Consider the following 16256-nt stretch of genomic DNA (forward strand, 5'->3'; position numbering starts at 1 on the left):
CTAGCAGGGACGGAGCCTCATGAGCAGCGCACCTTCGGCAGGCATCTTCCAACCGCTCAAGGCGGATGATCCGGAGGTCGTCGGCGGATACCGGCTCGCGGCGGTGCTCGGGGCGGGCGGCATGGGCAAGGTGTACCTCTCCTACACCCCCGGCGGGCGGCCCATCGCCATCAAGGTGATCCGCTCCGAGTTCGGCGAGGACCCGGAGTTCCGGCGGCGCTTCCAGCAGGAAGTGCGCTCCGCCGAGCGGGTCCAGGGGCTGTACACCGCCCCGGTCATCGACGCGGACACCGAGGGGGCCCAGCCCTGGCTGGCCACCGCCTACGTGCCCGGTCCCTCGCTCGCGCACGCCGTGGCCCACCATGGCGCACTGCCGCCGCGCAGCGTGCTGCTGCTGGCCGTCGGGGTCGCCGAGGCCCTGACGGTCATCCACGGCGCGGGCATCGTCCACCGGGACCTGAAGCCCGCCAACGTCCTGCTCGCCTCCGACGGCCCGCGCGTCATCGACTTCGGCATCGCCCGCGCGGCCGACAGCACCGCCCTGACCAGCACGGGCGTCAGCATCGGCACCCCGGCCTTCATGGCGCCCGAGCAGGCCTCGGCGGGCACGATCACCCCGGCCACCGATGTCTTCGCCCTCGGCCAGATCGCCGCCTTCGCCGCGATCGGGTCCTCCGTCTACGGGGACGGGCCCTCGCACGCCGTGCTCTACCGGATCGTGCACGAGGACCCCGACCTCAGCGGGCTGCCCGAGGAGCTGCGGCCCCTGGTGACCCGGTGCCTCAGCCGCGACCCGGCCGAGCGCCCCGAGCTGACCGAGGTCATCGCGCTGTGCCACGCGGCGGCGGAGGTTCCGCTGCGCCAGGGCGAGGACTGGCTGCCGCGGGCCATCGTCGGCTCCATCACCGAGCGGGTGCACCTGCTGCCCGCCCCGGCGCCCACCCCGCCGCCGAAGCCGGCCCAGGTCCCGGCGGCCCCGGCTCCCACTCCCACGGAGCGCGCCCCGCAGCCGCCGGCCCCGAGCGCGCCTCCGGCACCCGCCGCGACCCCGGCGCAGCCGGCCCCGGCCGCGCAGCCCGGCGCGGCGACGGTGCCGACCGGCTACGCGACACCGCCGCCGTACGCCCAGCCCCCGCACCAGCAGCCCCCGCACCAGCAGGCCCCGCACCAGCAGCCCCCGTACGCCCAGCCCCAGCCCGCCTACGGGCAGCCCGCGTACGCGCAGCCTCCGCGCCCGCAGCCTTCGTACGCCCAGCCCTCCTACGCGCAGCCCGGGTGGGGGCAGCAGTCGTACCCGCCCGCGCCGACCCGCCCCAAGCGGACCGGGCTGATCGTCACCCTGTCCGTCGTGGGCGCCGTCATCGGGCTCGCCGTCCTGGGGTCCCTGCTCCCCGACGACTCGAAGAAGAACAACGGCGCGGCCGGCTCACCCGGCAGCGGCGGCAGCACGGCGAGCGCCGGTGCCTCCCCGGGCAAGGCGGCCCAGAAGCCCGTCGACCCGCAGCCGGTCGAGTACAAGCGCATCGAGATGCCCGGCTCCCACCGGCTGCTGCTCGCCGACAACCCGCCGCGCCCGGCGGAGGAGCCGAGCGGCGGGGGCGTGCAGTACGGGAAGGGGGACCTCTACTACTACCGGGACTCCGTCTTCGGGAACGACGAGTTCGGCACCGCGAACGGGAAGCTGGTCCTGCTGAACAACGCGGAGAAGGGCTCCCTGGAGACCTGCCGCCAGGTGACCCGCTTCACCGAGAAGATCCGCCTCGACCAGCTCACGGACGGATCGCAGGTCTGCGTCCTGAGTAGCGCCGGGCACATCGCGGTGGCCACGTACCGCGGCAAGTCGGGGGCGAAGGAGTCGAGCCAGTACATCACCCTCGACCTCACGATCTGGCGCAACGCCGAGGAAGCGAAGAAGGACTAGCCGAGGCGCGCGCAGGAGGGGCGCCCCCCTGGCGGTGGGGCGCCCCCGGCTCACGTGACGGGTACTGCGGCAGGTACTACGAGCAGTACTGCGCTTCCTTGCCGATCGACCGGTACATGCAGTCCGCGTTCTCCAGGAGCTGCAGCACCGCGTCCTTGTTGCGCGTCGTCTCGCGGTCGATGACCTCGTCCGGCGGGTAGAAGCCGCCGCCGCCCGAGCCGGCCGGGTACATCTCGAAGGTGTAGCCGAAGATCTTCTGGTTGCCCCACAGCCAGTCGTCGATCGTCCCGTCGGTGATGTACAGGTCGCTCGACTGTTCCGGCGTGTAGCCGTTGCTGGCCGCCATGCTGGTGCCGATCTTCTTGAACACCGCCAGGTCGTCCGCGCTCAGTCCGGGCGCGGTGTCGTTGTACGTCCACCCGTACGGCCACAGCACGAGCTCGCTGTACGTGTGGAAGTCGATGGCGGCCGTGATCTGCTGCTTGCCGCCGATCACGCGGCTGCGCACGAAGTCCGAGACGGCCTTCACCTCGGGCGCCGACTCGGCGGCCGGGCCCCGGTAGGTCTCGGAGCTCTTGCTGCTGCTGGAGCCGCCGCAGCAGCCCCACTTGTAGTTCCAGTTGCGGTTCTCGTCGGTGCCGACGTAGGAGGAGCCGGCGTTGGGCTGCCGGTTCTTGCGCCAGGAGCGGTAGGAGCCGGTGGCGATGTCGTACTCGCCGCCGTCGGGGTTGAGGTCGGGGATGATCCAGATCTCGCGGCCGTTGACGGCGTTGGTGATCCGGGAGTCGGTGCCGTACTTGGAGCCGAACTCCTTGATCAGGTAGAGCGCCATCTCGACGGTCAGGTGCTCGCGGGCGTGCTGGTGCGCGGTGAAGAGCACCTCGGGCTCGGCCTCGTCGGTCGCGACGTTGTCGCTGATCTTGATCGCGACGAGGTCCCGGCCCTGGTAGGACTTCCCGATGACCCGCTTGCTGATGATCGAGGGGTACTGGGCGACGCGCTGGTCGATCTCCGCGCTCGCCTCGGCGTAGTTGTGGTAGAGCGCGTCCTTCGACGGGAAGTCGTTGATCCCGGCGGCGATGTCGCGCGCGTCGCGGCGGTCCGGCGGGCCGGCCAGCGCGGTCAGCTCGTAGCCGAGTGCGCGCAGCTTCTTGGCCTGCATGGTGTCGGCGCTGACGACGACGGAGTTGGTGTCCACCTCGTCGATGGAGACGCCGTGACGGAGCAGGGCGGTGCGTTCGACGGCCGTGGCCGGGCCCTGGATCTCGTACTGGACGATCGACTCGTCCTGGGTGGCGGTCGACGGGGTGGGCGGCGGGGCTGCCGTCGCGCTCAGGCCGTAGGCGGGTGCGCCGAGCGCGAGCGCGAGAAGGGCCGCCGTGATGGCGGCCCTTCGGCGGTGGTGGAGCCGCATGCGTTCTCCTGGGTGGGAGTGTGGGGGTAGCCGTGCGGACGCGCACAGCGTGCTCTCATGGCATGTCCGGGTCAAGAACCCCAATTCAGCCAACCCCACACACCTACCTGCTACGGCAGCCCGTGGACCTTCGGACCCACCGCGTTGGACCAAGCGCTACCCGCTTTGGCGTCCCAGTTGGTCGACCAGGTCATCGCGCCGCGCAGCCCCGGGTACGTCTTCGACGGCTTGAAGTTTCCGCAGCTCGTGCCGCGGGTCAGGCAGTCCAGCGCGTTGTTCACGATGGTCGGCGAGACGTAGCCGCTGCCCGCGCCGCTGGGGGAGGCCGGGACCCCGATGCCCACCTGTGAGGGGTCGAGCCCGCCCTCCAGCTGGATGCAGGCCAGCGCGGTGAGGAAGTCCACCGAGCCCTGGTGGTACACGTTGCCGTCGCAGCCGTTCATCGAGCCGCTGTTGTAGTACTGCATGTTCACGACGGTCAGGATGTCCTTCACCGCGAGCGCCGTCTTGAAGTAGCCGCCCTGCGTCGACTGCATGTCGATGGTCTGCGGGGCCATGGTGAGGACCATCGAGGGCCCGGCCTTCGCCGACAGCGCGCGCAGCGCCTGGGTCATGTAGGTCGGGTTGAGGCCGTTCTCCAGGTCGATGTCGATCCCGGTGAAGCCGTACTCCTGCATCAGCGCGTACGCGGAGTTCGCGAGGTTGGTCGCGGAGGCCGAGTCGTTGACCGAGATGGTGCCCTTCTCGCCGCCGATGGAGAGGATGACGGACTTGCCGGCCGCCTTCTTCGCCGCGATGTCCGCCTTGAACTGGGGGACCGTGTAGCCGCCGAGGCCGGCCGAGTCGAGGTTGAAGGTGATGGCGCCGGGCGTGCTCGTGGCGTCGGCGAAGGAGACGGCGATGATGTCGTACTGCGCGGAGACGTCGGAGATCTTCTGGACGGTCGCGCCGTTGTTGAAGTTCTGCCAGTAGCCCGTCAGCGCGTGCTTGGGCACCGCCGGGTTCGGGTTGCCGCCCCCGCCGCTGGTGGTGGTGCCGGTGACCGCCGCGCCCTTCACGCCCTCGCCGGCCGCGTTGTACGCGCTCACCTGGAAGGAGTACGAGGTCGAGGCGGCGAGCCCGGTGATCTGCGCCGAGGTGCCGGAGGTCACGGTCTGGACGCGGACGCCGTCCTGATACACGTAATAGCCGGTGGCTCCGCCGACCGTGTTCCACGAAAGGGTGAGTCCGCTGGAGCTCTGGCCGGAAACGGTGCTGCCGGCCGGTGCGCCGGGGATGGTCGGCGAGGGGTCGGTGCCGCCTCCGCCGTCGGGGCCGAAGACGCTGAACTCGTCCACGACGAAGCCGGGCTGCCCGTACCAGCCGTGGGTGTAGACGGTGACCTGGGTGGTGCTCGGGCCGGTGGTGAAGGTGGTGGACAGCTTCTGGAAGCCGCCGCCGGTGCCGGGGGTCCAGGTGGAGACGTCCTGGGTGCCGGTCCCGGTCGCGCCGAGGTACACGTACGAGCCGTTGACCTGCTGGCTCAGCGTGTAGGTGGAGCTCGGCTTGACGGTGACGACCTGGCTGCACCGGGCGTTGTCCTGGCCCGCCGGGGTGGCCTTGAGGGCGCCGGCCCCCGCGAAGACGGGGGAGGAGACGACGGCGCCGCTGCCGGAGGAACAGGTCCAGTTGGCGAGTCCGGACTCGAAGCCGCCGTTGCGGACCACGTTGACGTCGGCGGCCTGGGCGGTGCCGGTGGCGAGGCTCGTGAGCCCGGCGGCGGCGAGGGTCACGGCGAGCGGTATGGCGAGGGAGCGTATGCGGTTCACGTGGGCTCCGTGGGGGGAGTGGGGAGGTGATGGGCGCATGACCGGGGCAAGTGGGGTGCCCCGCAGCCAAGTTGGTCTAGTCCAATCTCCATGTCAAGGGTGTTTGCAATATGGCTTGATCTGATCGACCTGTCGGCCGCCTGGCGATGCCTTCCGATCCTTGTTGTCCGGATTTCCCCGCCCTTCCTGACACGTGCCGGTGGCACGGGAATCGACAAGGCCCTGCCCTGTCAGGAAGGACGCGGATATGGTGCTGGGGCAAGGGGGAAGGGTGTTGATCGTTTGCGGTCGCGCAGCATGCGCGCACGCAGGCCGGTCAGGGGAACGCCCGTGGACGACGCGGTGAACGACGGGGTGAACGGGGGGATGCGCATGCCGATCGCCATTGCTGTCACCAGCGCCGATCTGGTGCTGCCGGCCCCGGACCGGCACACTCCGGCCGCCGCCGTACTGCCACCGCCCGAGGAGCTCGACCTCGACGGCGCGCTCACCCAGACGGCCTCGCTGCTGGAGCGCCACGGCCACCTGGTGGTCCTCGTGCCGACCTGGCTCCGCGCCTCCGCCGTGCGCCGCCTGCACACCGTCCGGGCCATCCTGGAGACCGACCGGATCGCCCTCGTCGACGTCGATCTCCCGCCACTGGGCACCGCCCTGCTGGTGCGTCAGCTGCGCCAGCTCAGCATCTGCGACTTCAGCCCCGGAGTCCTCGCCTCCGCCGCCCGGCTGCTCGCGCACTACGTCTACGCGGGCGCGCTGCTCGGCTCGGTCGCCAAGCTGGACCGGGTGCCGGTCGGGCTGAAGGCGCACGCCAAGTCCTGGTCCCCGAACGCCCAGTTCGCCGTACTCGCGCATCCGACCCCGCACCTGGTCAAACTGGGCTCGGGCTCCGGCGGCGCCCACGGCGGCGGCGCCACGCTCCCCCCGGGCCCCGACTTCGCCACCCACCTCACCTTCGCCCGCGGCCAGCTCGCCTCCGACTGGGTGGCCTCCGAGCTGGCCCCCGCCTGGCGGGTCCAGGGCGTCATGGAGAACCCGCTGCCCGCCGACTCGGCCGCCTGGTGGGCCACCCCGAAGCTGGTGGAGTTCGCCGCCGCCATCCCGGACCCCTCCGTGCTCTACCAGCTCGTCGCCTCGGTCCGCCGCGAGGAGTGCCGCTGGTGCGGCTTCGAACTCATCGGTGACCGCTGCGGCTTCTGCGCCGCCCCGCTCGTCGCCCCGCCGGCCCCACCCCCGGAGGCGGCGCCCGCCTCCGCGGCCCAGCTCCGCCCCAGATCCAGATCCAGACACTGACCGGCCCGAATGAATGAAGAACGGCGAGGTAAGACGGCCATGAACTCACGCCAGCGCCGCGGCGTCATCCTGCTGCTCCTGTCGGTCCTGTGCGCCCTCGCCGCCTTCGGCGGAGTCCTCGTGGTGATGGGCGACGTCAACTCCAAGGTCGGCAACGAGGTCCCCGCCTACCGGGTCAAGGGCGACATAGCCCCGTACACCCCGCTGACGGCAGGCCAGTTCGAGCAGGTCACGGTCCCCAAGCGGTGGCTGTCGGAGACCGCCGTCACGGACCTCGGCGTACTCAAGGACAAGCTGGCGCTCACCGCCCTGAAGAAGGGCTCGCTGCTCCAGAGCGACATGTTCGTCGACAAGCCGAAGCTCCAGGCCGGGGAGCAGGAGATCGCCATCATGATCGACGCCTCCACCGGCGTCGCGGGCAAGATCACTCCCGGCTCCAAGGTCAACATCATCGGCACCTACAAGAGCAAGAAGGCCGACGGCCCCGACCAGTCCGTGCTCATGGTGGCCAACGCCCGCGTCATCAACGTCGGCAGGCTGACCCCCATCGACAGCAAGGACGCCGAGAAGAAGGCCACCACCGACGCCGTCCCGATCACCTTCGCCCTGTCCTCCAAGGACACCCAGCGCGTGGCCTACGCCGAGTCCTTCGCCGTGCACGTGCGCCTGGCCCTGGTGGCCCCCGGCACCGACTCGGCGCCCAACCCGGGCGACCACTTCTACACCCTCGAAGGGGACAGGTGAGGCGCCGATGACCACCCGCATCCTCCCCGCGGTCGGCGATCCGGAAGCCGCCCGCGTCATCGCCACCCTGCTCAGCCAGCTCCCGGGCGCCGAGCCGGCCGCCCCCGTCCCCGACTCCACCTTCCTCCTCGACATGCTCGCCCGGCTCGCCACCGAGTCGATCGACGAACTGCCCGAGGTGGTCCTCGTACACGAGCGGATCGGTCCGCTCCCCGTCCTCGACCTCATCCGCGAGGTCGCCCTGCGCTTCCCCGCCGTCGGCGTCGTCCTCCTCACCTCCGACGCGAGCCCGGCCCTCTTCTCCGCCGCCATGGACTCCGGCGCCCGCGGCCTGATCGGCCTGCCCCTCGCCTACGAGGAGCTCGCCGCCCGAGTCCAGGCCGCCGCCCAGTGGTCCGTGGGCGTACGCCGCCACCTGGGCCGGGGCCCGGAACTCCCCAGCGGCCCGGGCGGCAGGGTGGTCACCGTCACCGGGGCCAAGGGCGGGGTCGGCGCCACCTTCGCGGCCGTGCAGTTCGCGCTCGCCGCGGTGGCCGCCGGCCGGCGCACGGCCCTGGTCGACCTGGACCTCCAGGCCGGCGACATCGGCTCCTACCTCGACGTGCAGTTCCGCCGCTCCGTCGCCGACCTCGCCGGCATCCAGGACATCTCCGCGCGCGTCCTGCAGGACGCCGTCTACGACGACCGCACGGGCCTCGCCCTGCTCCTGGCCCCGGCCGACGGCGAACGCGGCGAGGAGGTCGACGACCGGGCCGCCCGGCACGTGATCGCCGCCCTGCGCGCCCGCTACGAGGTGGTCGTCATCGACTGCGGCACCCAGATGACCGGCGCCAACGCGGCCGCCGTGGAGCTGGCCGACGTGGCCGTCCTGGTCACCACCCCGGACGTGGTCGCGGTCCGGGCGGCCAAGCGGATGGTCCGGATGTGGGAGCGGCTCCAGGTCCGCAAGGCGGAGGAGACCACCACGGTCGTCAACCGCTGGAGCAAGCAGACGGAGATCCAGCCCGCCCTGATCCAGAAGATCACCAAGACCCGGGCGGTACGCACCCCCGTGCCGGCCGCCTTCAAGGAACTCCAGGCCGTGGTCGACGCGGGCCGGGTGCAGGACCTCGACAACCGCTCGACGGTCAAGCAGGCCCTGTGGGCGGTGGCGGGCGAACTGGGCCTGCTCGCCGCCCCCGACGCGGAGCCCGCCGCCGCCCCGGAGCCCCCCGGCGCGGCCCTGGCCGTACGGGGCTCCGGCCCGGTGGCCCGGCTGCGCGGCGGCGACCGGGGCGACCGCGGCGCCCTCGGGCCGTGGCTGCGGCGCGGGCGGGAGGGCTGAGGGATGGCCGGTCGGAGAGGCCTCCGGCGGGACCGGTTCCGTCGCAGGGGTGATCAGGGGCAGGTGGCGATCGAGTTCGTCGGCATGCTCCCGTACATCCTGCTCGTGGTGGTGGCGGTGTGGGAGTGCGTGCTCATCGGGTACGCGTTCTCCCTGGCCGGGAACGCGGCGGACGAAGCGGCGCGGGTGGGGGCGGTGGACGGCGTGGGCGCGTGTCAGGAGGCCGCGAGGGAGCACATCTCCGCGGCATGGACCATGAGCACCCCGTCCTGCTACGAGTCTGGGAACCTCTTCAAGGCCGAGGTCACGCTCAACCTCCCGGTCCTGCTCCCGGGGCTCAACCTCGACATCGACATAGTCGGCCACGGTGGCTCCCCGAATGAGGAGGAGTGAGATGAAACGGATCCGGATCCGCAAGGGCGACCGTGACCGGGGTCAAGTCGCCCTGGAATACATCGGGTTCCTCCCCTTCCTGCTTCTGGTCGCGCTCGGCGGGATCCAGCTGGGCTGGGCCGCATACGTGACGCAACAGGCCGAGACGGCCGCCCGTACAGCGGCGCGCGTGGAGGCGCGCAACCCGGACGAGGGGGTGGCGGCGGGCCTGGCGGCGATCAGGCCGAGCCTCGCGGCGGGAGCGGACATCGGCCGGGTCGTGACGCGGGACGCGATCACGATGAGGGTGAGCATCACGATCGAGTCGGTCGTGCCCGGAGTGGGCGACCGCACCGTCACCCGGACCGCCGTCATGCCCAACGACGATCCGAGGTGATCCGGCCATGAGCCTGCGTTCCAGGGTGAACACCCCCGACGACCGCCACAACCCGCGCGAGGACGGCCGCCTGGTCTCCTCGTACCGCGCCAAGCTGCTGGAGGAGATCGACCTCGCCGAGATGTCCGCGCTCGCGCCCGCCGAGCGCCGCGCGCGCCTGGAGCGCGTACTCGGCCACATCATCAGCCGCGAGGGCCCGGTCCTCTCCACCGCCGAGCGCGCCCAGCTCATCCGCCGCGTCGTGGACGAGGCCCTCGGCCTCGGCGTGCTCGAACCGCTCCTCGAAGACCCCACCATCTCCGAGATCATGGTCAACGGCCCCGACCAGATCTTCGTGGAGCGCTCCGGCCGCGTGGAGCAGCTGCCGCTCCGCTTCGCCTCGAACGAGCAGCTGATGCAGACCATCGAGCGCATCGTCTCCACGGTCAACCGCCGGGTGGACGAGGCGAATCCGATGGTCGACGCCCGCCTGCCCAGCGGCGAGCGCGTCAACGTGATCATCCCGCCGCTCTCCCTGACCGGCGCCACCCTCACGATCCGCCGCTTCCCCCGCGCCTTCACCCTCCACGAGATGATCGGCGTCGGCTCCCTGGACGAGCAGATGGTCCTGCTCCTGTCGGGACTCGTCGCGGCGAAGATGAACGTGATCGTCTCGGGCGCCACCGGCACCGGCAAGACCACCCTCCTCAACGCCCTCTCCGGCCTGATCCCGGAGGGCGAGCGCATCATCACCATCGAGGACTCCGCCGAGCTCCAGCTCCAGCAGGCCCACGTGATCCGGCTCGAATCGCGCCCGGCGAACGTGGAGGGCAAGGGCGAGATCACCATCCGCGACCTCGTCCGCAACTCCCTGCGCATGCGCCCCGACCGCATCATCGTCGGCGAGGTCCGCGGCGGGGAGACCCTCGACATGCTCCAGGCGATGTCCACCGGCCACGACGGCTCGCTGGCCACCGTGCACGCGAACAGCTCCGTGGACGCCCTGATGCGCCTGCAGACCCTCGCCTCGATGTCCGAGGTGGAGATCCCCTTCGAGGCCCTCCAGGACCAGATCAACAGCGCGGTCAACATCGTCGTCCAGCTGACCCGCTTCGGCGACGGCACCCGCCGCATCACCGAGATCTCCGTCCTCGACTCGCACGGCCGCGAGCCCTTCCGCATCTCGACCGTCTGCCGCTTCGCCGCCCAGCCCATGGGCCCGGACGGCCGCGTGCACGGCCGCTTCGCCTACTACCCGCTGCCGCGCTGGATCGCGGACCGCCTCTACATGAGCAACCAGCCGATCCCGCAGGCCTTCGGCGTCGCCCCGGCGGACCACGACCCGCTCACCGGCCCGCTCCCGGCGCCCCACCCCGGCGCCAACTCCGGTGTCCCCGCAGGCCCGTATCCCGGCGCCCACGCCGGCCCGAACCCCGGGGCCAACCCGGGCCCGTACCCCGGGGCCAACCCGGGCCCGTACCCCGGGGCCAACCCGGGCCCGTACCCCGGGGCCAACCCGGCCCCGCAGCCCGGCGCCCTCCCGGCCCCGTACCCCGGGGCCAACCCGGCCCCGCAGCCCGGCGCCCTCCCGGCCCCGTACCCCGGGGCCCACCCCGACCCCCGCACTGCCCCCCACCCGGACCCGCTCAGCGGCCCCCTCCCCGCCCGCATCACCCGGACCGCCCTGTGAACCCACTGATCTCCCTCACCCTCGGCGCCACGCTGCTGACCTGCGTGCTGGCGGTCCTCGGCCTCCACGCCTACGCCGCCGGCAGGCGCCAGCGTGCCGCGCTCATCGAGCGGCTCTCGGCGTCCGGCCTCCCCGCGCCCCTCGGCCGCAAGCGCCGCTTCCCGGGCGTGGACCGGCGCCTGCGCAGGACGAGCCTGGGCCGCGGCATCGAGCGCAAGCTCGCGGTGACCGGCCTGGACCTCACCGTCGGCGAGTACTTCGTCTACATGCTGGCCGCCGTCGCCGGGATCTGGCTGGTCTCCGCCTCCTTCCTGGCCCCCTTCTTCGGCCCGGTGGCCGGCCTGATCGCCCTCTGGGGGGCCAACGCCTTCCTCAACTGGCAGCGGGCCCGCCGCACCGAGCGGTTCATCAACCAGCTCCCCGACCTGGCCCGGATCCTCGCCAACGCCACCCAGGCCGGCCTGGCCCTGCGTACGGCCATCGGCATGGCCGCCGAGGAACTGGAGGCACCGGCCGGCGAGGAGTTGGCGCGGGTCGCCGCCCGGCTCGCGGTGGGCCACTCCATCGAGGAGGCCCTCGGCGAGATCGAGGAGCGGCTGCCCTCCCGGGAGCTGGTCGTCCTCGTCTCCACCCTCGTCCTGTCCGCCCGCGCGGGCGGCGCGATCGTAGGAAGCCTGCGGAACCTCACCGTGACCCTGGAGCAGCGCAAGGAGACCCGGCGCGAGATCCGTACGCAGCTCTCCCAGGTGACGGCCACCGCGTACCTCGTCCCCGTGATGGGCATCGGCTCGCTCCTCCTCGTGGACGCGATGATGCCGGGCGCGCTCGACCGGATGACCGGATCCGTCTTCGGGCAGACCGCCGTCCTCGTCGCGCTCGGCCTCTTCGTGCTCGGCTTCCTCGCCATCCGCCGCCTGTCCAAGATCGACGTCTGAGGAGGCCGACATGACCGCACTGCTCCTGGCCCTGGCCGTCGGCCTGTCCGTCCTCGGCATCTTCCACGGCATCCGCCTCTACCGCGCCGACACCAAGCTCCCGTCCGACCTGATGCTGGCCCTGGAGGTCGGCGCCACCCGCACCACGGCCGTCGGCTCCCTCATCGACCGCATCGGCATCCGCTACGCGCCGCTGATACTGCGCCTGATGGGCCCCGACCGGGTCGCGCGCAAACGCCGCCAGATCGACACCGCCGGCAACCCGTCCGGCCTGACCATCGACCGCTACGCCGCCCGGCGCGCGGTGTACGCCGCCCTGGGCGCGGTCGGGGCGGTGGCGATGCTGATCAACGGCCAGCTGATCCTGGCCCTGCTGATGGTCGCCTTCGGCCTGTTCTGGATCGAGGCCGGCCTCTGGTCGGCGATCCGGATCCGCCGCGACCACATCGAGCGGACCCTGCCCGACTTCCTCGACGTCCTCGCGGTGGTCGTCAGTGCCGGGCTCGGCTTCCGGCCCGCGCTGGAGCGGGTGGCGGACAAGTACGAGGGCCCGTGGTCCGACGAGATCCGGATCACCCTCCAGCAGATGACCATGGGCGTCAGCCGCCGCCAGGCCTTCGACGAACTGCGCCGCCGCAACGACTCCGAACAGGTCGCGCAGTTCGTGACCGCCCTCCAGCAGGGCGAGGAACTGGGCTCCCCGATCGTCGACACCCTGATCGCCATCGCCGAGGACATGCGCCGTACGGACGCCCAGAACGCCCGCCGCAGGGCCGCCAAGGCCGTCCCGAAGGCCACCTTCGCCGTCACGATGTTCATGCTGCCCGGCACGATGATCCTCCTGATCGGCGGGTTCGTGTACGGGGCCGACGTGGACTTCGGCGCCATGTTCGGGGGCGGGTGACCCATGCCCGCATCGCTCCACGCGGCCTCGCGGGCCGTGCCCGTGCCCGCCGCCGCACGGGACCGGCCGTCCGCGCCCCGCACCGCTCCCCAGCTGCCGATCGCCCTCCAGGCCAACGCCCTCCAGGCGCTGTGCCGCCAGGTCTTCGCCTTCCGCCTGGTCATGATCGCCCTCGGCACGCCGGTGGTCCTGAGCCGCACGGAACCCGGGGCACCGACCCACGTCGCGGGCGGCGCGGTCCTGCTCACCTTCCTCCTCTCCTACGTCCTGTTCCGCGAATGGGAACGCTTCGGACCGCTGCTCCTGCGCCACCGCTGGCCGCTGGTGCTCGACTGGGCCTTCTTCGGCGGACTGCTGTACCTGACGGCGACCACCCCCAACTCCCCCCTCCTCCTGGTCTCGGTGTGCACCCCGCTCCTGGCCGGGATCGTCTACGGCCGCAGTGGCGCGGCGGTCTACGCGCTCGTCCAGGCGGCCGTGGTGGCTGTCGTCGCCGAGGCGCCGGTCCTGGCGGTGGCCTGCCTCCTGGCAGGCGCGGCCGGATCCTGCCTGCGCAGCGTCCTGCTCCGCTTCGGAACGGCCGGCCAGGCCGCGCTGGAGACCCGCGCCCGCCAGGCGATCGCGGAAGCGGTCCAGGCCGAGCGGGAGCACCTGGCCCGCGAACTCCACGACTCCGCCTCGAAGACCCTGCACGGCCTGGCCCTGGCGGCCGACTCCCTCACCCGCACCACCGACCCGGCGACCCTCCGCCGCCAGGCCGCCCTGGTGGCCGGCGCGGCCCGCCGCGCGGTCGCGGAGTCCCGGGACGTACTGGCCGACCTGCGCCGCGACCCGGACGCGCCCGGGGTCTCCCTGGACTCGGAACTCCGCGCCCGCATCGCCCCCGACGCAGCTGAGCTGCGCGTGACCGGAACCCTCCCGGTGGTGCCTTCCCCGGTGGCCCGCCACCTGCTGGCGGTGGCGGGGGAGGCCGTGGAGAACGCCCGCCGCCATGCGGGAGCCGCCCGCATCACGGTCGAAGCGGCCGTGGACGCCCCCGACCTCCTCCTCGTCATCGAGGACGACGGCCGGGGCCTCCCGGCCGCCGTCGACCTCGCGGCACTGGCCGGAGCGGGCCGTTTCGGCCTGCTCGGCATGACGGAGCGAGCGGCTGCGGTGGGAGCCCGCCTCGACATCGGAGCCCGCCCGGGCGGGCGCCCGGGGACCCGGGTCCGGCTGGCCCTGCCGCTGGCGGCGCTCGCGGTGGGGGGTGGGGTCTGATGGCACTGCTGCGCGTGTTGATCGCCGATGACAACCCGGTCGTACGGGCGGGCCTGGCGGCCCTCCTGGCCACCGCCGACGGCTTCGAGGTGGCAGCGGAGGCGGCGGACGGCCGCGAAGCCCTGCACCTGACGCGGCTCCACACCCCGGACGTGGTCCTGCTGGACGTGCGTATGCCGGGCGTGGACGGCATCTCGGCCCTGCCGCACCTCGTGCAGATGGCTCCGGTCCTGATGCTGACGTACAGCCAGGAGGCGGAGATCGTCCGGGAAGCGCTGCTGCTGGGTGCGGGCGGTTACTTGGTACACGGCGAATTCACGCCGGACCACCTGGTGGCGGCCGTCCGCGACGTGCGCGCGGGGCGGGCTCATTTCAGCCCGACGGCGGCGACCGCGGTCCTCGCGGAACTCCGGACCTCTTCGCATCCGCAACGAACTGTGGCACAGTCGACGGAGCGTCTTCCCAACCATGCTGTGTTCGGGCTGAGTTCGCGTGAGGAGGAGGTCATGGATCTCATCGCTTCCGGCATGAGTAACCAGCAGATCGCAGCCAGTTGCTTTATCAGCGAGAAGACGGTCAAGAACCACATCAACCGGATCTTCGCGAAGCTCCAGACGGCCACGCGCAGCGAGGCGATAGCCCGTTGGCTGGGAACAGCCCATCCGGGGGTGCCTGGCCATGGGTAGACGGAGTGCGCAGTGGGTCCGTAATTGGGTCCCGGGACCCTTTGCAACTGCTGGGGCGGCGGCGTACCGTCCGCGAACCGATATCGGCGCCGGCTCTGGAGAGGACTCCCATGCAGAACCTCAGACTGCTCAAGGCGATCGTCGAGCGGAAGAACCGCGTGCGGCGGGGTGGGGACGAGGGGCAGACGGTCTTCGAGTACCTCGGGATCATCGTGATCATTGCGTTGATCATCGCGGCGATCATCGGGAGCGGCCTTGCGGCCAGCATCTCGCGTGCCATCGGGCAGGTCCTGGTGCGAATCACGGGCTGATGGTCAGGGCGGGCTCGGGTGACCGGGGGCAGGTTCTCCCCTTTTACGCCGCGATGATGTTCTGCCTGCTCTTCGCCGCGTTGGCCTTCGTCGTCGTAGGGATGGCGGGGGCCACGCGCAGTGATGCACAGGGCGCCGCCGACGCAGCGGCACTTGCGGCTGCCCGGGAGGTCAGGGACAACGTGTTCGTGGGCAGGGATCTCCTCACCCTCACACCGGAGGAATGGGGGGAGATCCTTGCGGGCCGCCGCTTCGATACCGAGGGGGCCTGCAGCAAGGCGCAGGCCTTCGCCAGGTCGAACGAAGCCTCTGCGGTATGCGAGGACCTCGTTGTCCCGGACTTTACAGTCACGGTTACCACCCGTGACGCGGTCGGTGACTCGGTCATCCCTGGGACCGAGGCCATGCGTGGTCACGCCACGGCGACAGCCTTGATCGAGCCACGCTGCTTCCTCGACCCTGCCGTTCCGCCACCACCGCTCGGAGGGCCTGTCGGTATCAAGTGCCGGGACGGATCGGTGATCACCGTGGATCCGTCGAAACCCGGTCAGTTGCACAAGCTGGCGAGGAAGTTCTTCAACGTGCGGCTGACCGACTGACATCGAACGAGAGACAAGGAAACGGCGTACATGGGCATTCGGCAGAAGGTGAAGGTCCGCGGGGGAGCGGCCGTTGCGGTTGCGGCGGTCTTGGCCCTCGCGTTGGCCGGATGCGGCGGGGGTGGCGAGAAGCCGAAGGAGCCGACGAAGTCCGAGACTCCCCAGAGTCAGGGAAGTAGCCCCCAGCAGCCCGCGCCCACCGCGAGTAAGGGTTCTGGGCCTCCCGAAGTGATCGCAACGGTGCAGGGGTCTTCCGGCCTCGTCTTGGAGATCAATTCGGCTGTCCGCGATCAGGACGGATACGTCACCGTTAGCGGTCAGATCAAGAACACAGGTTCCTCAACGTTCTCCGACATCGGGGCCTTCCGTGGCGACGAGCAGGCGGCCAGTCCGGCGTCAGTGGCCGGTGCAAGTTTGGTCGATACTGCAGGCAAGAAGCGCTACCTAGTGCTGCGTGACACAGAGGGACGGTGTGCATGCACTACCGGTCTCGCGTTCATGAAGAGCGGGGAGAGCGTCGCCTTCTTCGCACAGTTCCCAGCGCCACCGGCCACCACCAACACGGTTGTCTTCGGTCTTCCGACCTTTGCCGCGGCCACCATCAAACTTTCCGGGTGACCCC

Annotated in this window: 15 protein-coding genes and 1 pseudogene; 14 read left to right on the forward strand and 2 right to left on the reverse strand. The window is 71.4% G+C overall.

The window, feature by feature from the left end:
• Window positions 1-19 precede the first annotated feature (19 nt).
• The gene (locus NLX94_RS12115) at window positions 20-1921 is read left to right on the forward strand and encodes a serine/threonine-protein kinase (protein WP_254382673.1); all 1902 of its coding nucleotides are present in this window, start codon (window positions 20-22) and stop codon (window positions 1919-1921) included.
• A gap of 76 nt (window positions 1922-1997) precedes the next feature.
• Here NLX94_RS12115 and NLX94_RS12120 read toward each other — a convergent pair whose 3' ends face one another.
• Window positions 1998-3335 carry a M14 family metallopeptidase gene (locus tag NLX94_RS12120; RefSeq protein WP_254382674.1) on the reverse strand — a complete coding sequence of 446 codons (1338 nt, stop codon included), beginning with the start codon at window positions 3333-3335 and terminating at the stop codon, window positions 1998-2000.
• A gap of 110 nt (window positions 3336-3445) precedes the next feature.
• On the reverse strand, window positions 3446-5182 hold the full coding sequence (locus NLX94_RS12125) for a chitinase (protein WP_374683937.1): 1737 nt from the start codon (window positions 5180-5182) through the stop codon (window positions 3446-3448).
• A 333-nt stretch (window positions 5183-5515) separates the two neighbouring features.
• Between NLX94_RS12125 and NLX94_RS12130 the strand changes: the two genes are divergently transcribed.
• The 13 genes and pseudogenes from NLX94_RS12130 (at window position 5516) to NLX94_RS12190 (ending at window position 16252) form a co-directional block, all read left to right on the forward strand.
• Entirely contained in the window at window positions 5516-6433 is a 918-nt protein-coding gene (locus NLX94_RS12130; protein WP_254382909.1) for a hypothetical protein, read from the forward strand.
• Between the two features lie 39 nt (window positions 6434-6472).
• Window positions 6473-7177, forward strand: a complete 705-nt coding sequence (cpaB, locus tag NLX94_RS12135) for a Flp pilus assembly protein CpaB (RefSeq protein WP_254382676.1) — start codon at window positions 6473-6475, stop codon at window positions 7175-7177.
• A gap of 7 nt (window positions 7178-7184) precedes the next feature.
• Window positions 7185-8501, forward strand: coding sequence for an AAA family ATPase (locus NLX94_RS12140; RefSeq protein WP_254382677.1), 1317 nt, complete (start codon window positions 7185-7187; stop codon window positions 8499-8501).
• 63 nt (window positions 8502-8564) lie between these two features.
• Window positions 8565-8894: a TadE family protein gene (locus tag NLX94_RS12145; protein ID WP_254382678.1), complete on the forward strand. Its 330-nt coding sequence runs from the start codon at window positions 8565-8567 to the stop codon at window positions 8892-8894.
• Window position 8895: 1 nt separating this feature from the next.
• Entirely contained in the window at window positions 8896-9270 is a 375-nt protein-coding gene (locus NLX94_RS12150) for a TadE/TadG family type IV pilus assembly protein (RefSeq protein ID WP_254382679.1), read from the forward strand.
• Window positions 9271-9277: 7 nt separating this feature from the next.
• A pseudogene (locus tag NLX94_RS12155) lies at window positions 9278-10576 on the forward strand (CpaF family protein); the annotation flags it as partial.
• A gap of 359 nt (window positions 10577-10935) precedes the next feature.
• Window positions 10936-11874 carry a type II secretion system F family protein gene (locus NLX94_RS12160; RefSeq protein ID WP_254382680.1) on the forward strand — a complete coding sequence of 313 codons (939 nt, stop codon included), beginning with the start codon at window positions 10936-10938 and terminating at the stop codon, window positions 11872-11874.
• 10 nt (window positions 11875-11884) lie between these two features.
• Window positions 11885-12778: a DUF5936 domain-containing protein gene (locus NLX94_RS12165; protein ID WP_254382681.1), complete on the forward strand. Its 894-nt coding sequence runs from the start codon at window positions 11885-11887 to the stop codon at window positions 12776-12778.
• 3 nt (window positions 12779-12781) lie between these two features.
• A complete protein-coding gene (locus NLX94_RS12170; protein WP_254382682.1) occupies window positions 12782-14038 on the forward strand; it encodes a sensor histidine kinase in 1257 nt (418 codons plus the stop codon).
• Window positions 14035-14724 carry a response regulator gene (locus tag NLX94_RS12175; protein ID WP_374683943.1) on the forward strand — a complete coding sequence of 230 codons (690 nt, stop codon included), beginning with the start codon at window positions 14035-14037 and terminating at the stop codon, window positions 14722-14724. Before NLX94_RS12170 ends, NLX94_RS12175 begins: the two co-directional genes overlap by 4 nt.
• Before the next feature lie 110 nt (window positions 14725-14834).
• A complete protein-coding gene (locus NLX94_RS12180; RefSeq protein ID WP_254382684.1) occupies window positions 14835-15035 on the forward strand; it encodes a hypothetical protein in 201 nt (66 codons plus the stop codon).
• Entirely contained in the window at window positions 15035-15634 is a 600-nt protein-coding gene (locus tag NLX94_RS12185) for a pilus assembly protein TadG-related protein (protein WP_254382685.1), read from the forward strand. Before NLX94_RS12180 ends, NLX94_RS12185 begins: the two co-directional genes overlap by 1 nt.
• 228 nt (window positions 15635-15862) lie before the next feature.
• Entirely contained in the window at window positions 15863-16252 is a 390-nt protein-coding gene (locus tag NLX94_RS12190) for a hypothetical protein (protein ID WP_254382686.1), read from the forward strand.
• Window positions 16253-16256: the final 4 nt, after the last annotated feature.

It is taken from the genome of Streptomyces sp. TBY4 (assembly GCF_024213195.1).
Lineage (GTDB): Bacteria > Actinomycetota > Actinomycetes > Streptomycetales > Streptomycetaceae > Streptomyces.

Coding starts and splice junctions, on each gene's coding strand:
- NLX94_RS12115 (WP_254382673.1), top strand. CDS start 20: ATGAGCAGCGCACCTTCGGCAGGCATCTTCCAACCGCTCAAGGCGGAT.
- NLX94_RS12120 (WP_254382674.1), bottom strand. CDS start 3,335: ATGCGGCTCCACCACCGCCGAAGGGCCGCCATCACGGCGGCCCTTCTC.
- NLX94_RS12125 (WP_374683937.1), bottom strand. CDS start 5,182: ATGCGCCCATCACCTCCCCACTCCCCCCACGGAGCCCACGTGAACCGC.
- NLX94_RS12130 (WP_254382909.1), top strand. CDS start 5,516: ATGCCGATCGCCATTGCTGTCACCAGCGCCGATCTGGTGCTGCCGGCC.
- cpaB (WP_254382676.1), top strand. CDS start 6,473: ATGAACTCACGCCAGCGCCGCGGCGTCATCCTGCTGCTCCTGTCGGTC.
- NLX94_RS12140 (WP_254382677.1), top strand. CDS start 7,185: ATGACCACCCGCATCCTCCCCGCGGTCGGCGATCCGGAAGCCGCCCGC.
- NLX94_RS12150 (WP_254382679.1), top strand. CDS start 8,896: ATGAAACGGATCCGGATCCGCAAGGGCGACCGTGACCGGGGTCAAGTC.
- NLX94_RS12165 (WP_254382681.1), top strand. CDS start 11,885: ATGACCGCACTGCTCCTGGCCCTGGCCGTCGGCCTGTCCGTCCTCGGC.
- NLX94_RS12170 (WP_254382682.1), top strand. CDS start 12,782: ATGCCCGCATCGCTCCACGCGGCCTCGCGGGCCGTGCCCGTGCCCGCC.
- NLX94_RS12180 (WP_254382684.1), top strand. CDS start 14,835: ATGCAGAACCTCAGACTGCTCAAGGCGATCGTCGAGCGGAAGAACCGC.
- NLX94_RS12185 (WP_254382685.1), top strand. CDS start 15,035: ATGGTCAGGGCGGGCTCGGGTGACCGGGGGCAGGTTCTCCCCTTTTAC.